Raw genomic sequence first — 3137 nt, forward strand, 5'->3', positions numbered from 1 at the left:
TTTTAAAACGCCTCTCCGGCATCGTCCAGCCCCCGCCCCTCACCGCAGACCGCACGGTCTCCTGCCACCACTGGTGGCTCTCCTGGCGGCTGCAGATCCCGAGCTACTGGAACACCGGCGCATACGTGGCGGTCCTGACCACCGCCGACGGCTACCGCTCCCACGTGCCGTTCACCGTCCGCGACGACCGCCCAGCCGACCTGCTGCTCCTGCTCCCGGACATCACCTGGCAGGCGTACAACCTGTATCCGGAGGACGGCCGCACGGGCGCCAGCCTCTACCACGCCTGGGACGAGAACGGCCGACTGCTCGGTGAGTCCGACGCCGCGACGACCGTCTCCTTCGACCGCCCGTACGCCGGCGCCGGTCTCCCCTTGCACGTCGGCCACGCCTACGACTTCATCCGCTGGGCCGAGCGCTACGGCTACGACCTCGCCTACGCCGACGCCCGCGACCTGCACTCCGGCCGCGTCGACCCGACCCGCTACCGAGGCCTGGTCTTCCCGGGCCACGACGAGTACTGGTCCCCGCAGATGCGCCGCACGGCCGAACTCGCCCGGGACGGCGGCACCTCGCTCGTCTTCCTCTCCTCCAACTCCATGTACTGGCAGGTGGAGCTGGGCCCGTCCCCGTCCGGGGCCCCCGACCGCCTCCTCACCTGCCGAAAACGCCGGGGTCCCGGCAAACCCGCACTGTGGCGCGAAATCGACCGCCCCGAGCAGCAGTTGATGGGCATCCAGTACGAAGGCCGGGTCCCCGACCCCACCCCCCTGGTCGTGCGCAACGCCGACCACTGGCTCTGGGACGCGACCGGCGCCCACGAGAACGACGAGCTGGAGGGCATGGTCGCCGGTGAGGCCGACCGCTACTTCCCGCGCACTCCGCTCCCCGAGCACCAGGGCCGCATCCTCCTCGCCCACTCCCCGTACCGGGACGCGCACAACGTCGTCCGCCACCAGGAGACCTCCCTCTACCGGGCCCCCTCCGGTGCCTGGGTCTTCGCATCCGGAACGTTCGCGTGGTCCCCGGCCCTGGACCGACCGGGCCACGTCGACACCCGAGTCCAGCGAGCCACCGCAAACCTCCTGGACCGCATCTGCAAACGTGACTGAGTGGCGCATCGAGTCCCGTACCGCGTCCGGTGCCGAGTCCCGCGTCGGCCCTCGCCGAAGCACCCCCTGGGCACGACCGGTCGCCCTCGTACGGGAGAATCGAGCCACTTGGACATCACCACGGGGAGGAACCGTGTCCGGATTCGTAGAAAAGCCCGAGCCGATCCAGGTTCCGGGCCTGGTGCACCTGCACACCGGCAAGGTGCGCGAGCTGTACCAGAACGAGGCGGGCGACCTCGTGATGGTCGCCAGCGATCGAACGTCCGCGTTCGACTGGGTGCTGCCGACGGAGATCCCCGACAAGGGGCGCGTCCTCACGCAGCTGTCGCTCTGGTGGTTCGACCAGCTCGCCGACCTGGTCCCCAACCACGTCCTGAGCACCGAACTCCCGCCGGGCGCTCCCGCCGACTGGGCGGGCCGCACCCTCATCTGCAAGTCGCTCACGATGGTCCCGGTGGAGGCCGTCGCCCGCGGCTACCTCACCGGCTCGGGCCTGCTGGAGTACAACGACTCCCGTACGGTCTGCGGTCTCGCCCTCCCCGAGGGTCTGGTCGACGGCTCCGAGCTGCCGGCGCCGATCTTCACCCCGGCCACCAAGGCCGCCGTCGGCGAGCACGACGAGAACGTGTCGTACGAGGAGGTCGCCCGCCAGGTCGGCGCGGAGACCGCCGCACAGCTGCGCCAGACGACCCTCGCCGTGTACAGCCGGGCCCGGGACATCGCCCGGGACCGGGGGATCATCCTGGCCGACACCAAGTTCGAGTTCGGCTACGAGGGCGACACCCTCGTCCTCGCCGACGAGGTCCTCACACCGGACTCCTCCCGCTTCTGGCCGGCCGACCTCTGGGAGCCGGGCCACGCCCAGCCGTCCTACGACAAGCAGTTCGTCCGCGACTGGCTGACCTCGGAGGCCTCGGGCTGGGACCGCAAGAGCGAGCAGCCCCCGCCGCCGCTGCCCGAGGAGATCGTTGCCGCGACCCGCGCCAAGTACGTGGAGGCGTACGAGCGGCTGACGGGCACGAGCTGGTCGTAGAGCCGCGGGACACGAAGAAGGCCCCGGTCCAGTGGACCGGGGCCTTCTTTCGACCTATCTCACGAGCGGACGACCAGGTTCGAACTGGCGACCTCAACCTTGGCAAGGTTGCGCTCTACCAACTGAGCTACGTCCGCGCTGCGCCGTGGCGCGAGGCCTACTATACCCAACCTCGCTCCCGGGCGAGCCGCACCGCCGCGTGCCGGTTCTCCACACCGAGCTTGGAGACGGCCGACGACAGATAGTTCCGGACAGTCCCCTGGGACAGCGCGGCCCGCTCGGCGATCTCCGCGACGGGCGCCCCGTCGGCGGCGAGCTCCAGCACCTCGGCCTCCCGCGCGGTCAGCGGCGAGTCCCCGGAGGAGATCGCGTCGGCCGCCAACTCCGGGTCCACATAACGGTTCCCCGCGTGCACGGTCCGGATGATCTCCGCGAGCCGCTGTGCGCTGACCGTCTTGGGGACGAAGCCCCGCACACCCGCCTCCAGCGCCCGCTTCAGATGCCCCGGCCGGCCATGACCGGTCACGATCAGGACGCGGCAGCCCGGCAGTTCGGCCCGCAGTGATGTGGCGACCCTCACACCGTCCGCGCCCGGCATCTGCAGATCCAGCACCGCGACGTCCGGTTCGTGGGCCCGCGCCATCGCCAGCGCCTCCGGCCCGCTCGCCGCCTCCGCGACCACCACCAGGTCGTCCTCCAACCCCAGCAGCGCGGCCAGCGCCCCCCGGATCAGATGCTCGTCGTCGGCCAGCAGCAGCCGCACCCGCTGCCCCGCCTCCGCCACGTCGGTCATGAAGCGCGCTCCCGTACGACAGCCGACCCGACGACGGCCCCCGCGCCTCGCGACGCCGCCCCCGCCCCCTTCACCTTCGCCTTCACCGAGCCACCCGAGCCGCCCGAGTCACCCGAGCCCTTCGAGTACGCCGGCCCCGTAGACCCAGATCCCGTAGACCCCAGCGGCACCCGCGCCACCACCCGGAACGCCTCGCCCC

Annotated in this window: 3 protein-coding genes and 1 tRNA gene; 2 read left to right on the top strand and 2 right to left on the bottom strand. The window is 71.3% G+C overall.

The genetic code is table 11. From position 1 onward, the window contains the following. A partial coding sequence (locus tag P1P70_RS42590; RefSeq protein ID WP_319247580.1) for a N,N-dimethylformamidase beta subunit family domain-containing protein occupies positions 1-1112 on the top strand: 1112 nt, incomplete at its 5' end. A 133-nt stretch (positions 1113-1245) separates the two neighbouring features. After that, the gene (locus tag P1P70_RS42595; protein WP_319103255.1) at positions 1246-2145 is read left to right on the top strand and encodes a phosphoribosylaminoimidazolesuccinocarboxamide synthase; all 900 of its coding nucleotides are present in this window, start codon (positions 1246-1248) and stop codon (positions 2143-2145) included. A gap of 64 nt (positions 2146-2209) precedes the next feature. Here P1P70_RS42595 and P1P70_RS42600 read toward each other — a convergent pair. Beyond that, positions 2210-2282, bottom strand: a tRNA-Gly gene (locus P1P70_RS42600). Between the two features lie 23 nt (positions 2283-2305). Next, the gene (locus P1P70_RS42605; RefSeq protein ID WP_319247583.1) at positions 2306-2938 is read right to left on the bottom strand and encodes a response regulator transcription factor; all 633 of its coding nucleotides are present in this window, start codon (positions 2936-2938) and stop codon (positions 2306-2308) included. Positions 2939-3137 lie beyond the last annotated feature (199 nt).

Origin of the sequence: Streptomyces sp. MB09-02B (assembly GCF_033794485.1) — a bacterium.
Taxonomy (GTDB): domain Bacteria; phylum Actinomycetota; class Actinomycetes; order Streptomycetales; family Streptomycetaceae; genus Streptomyces.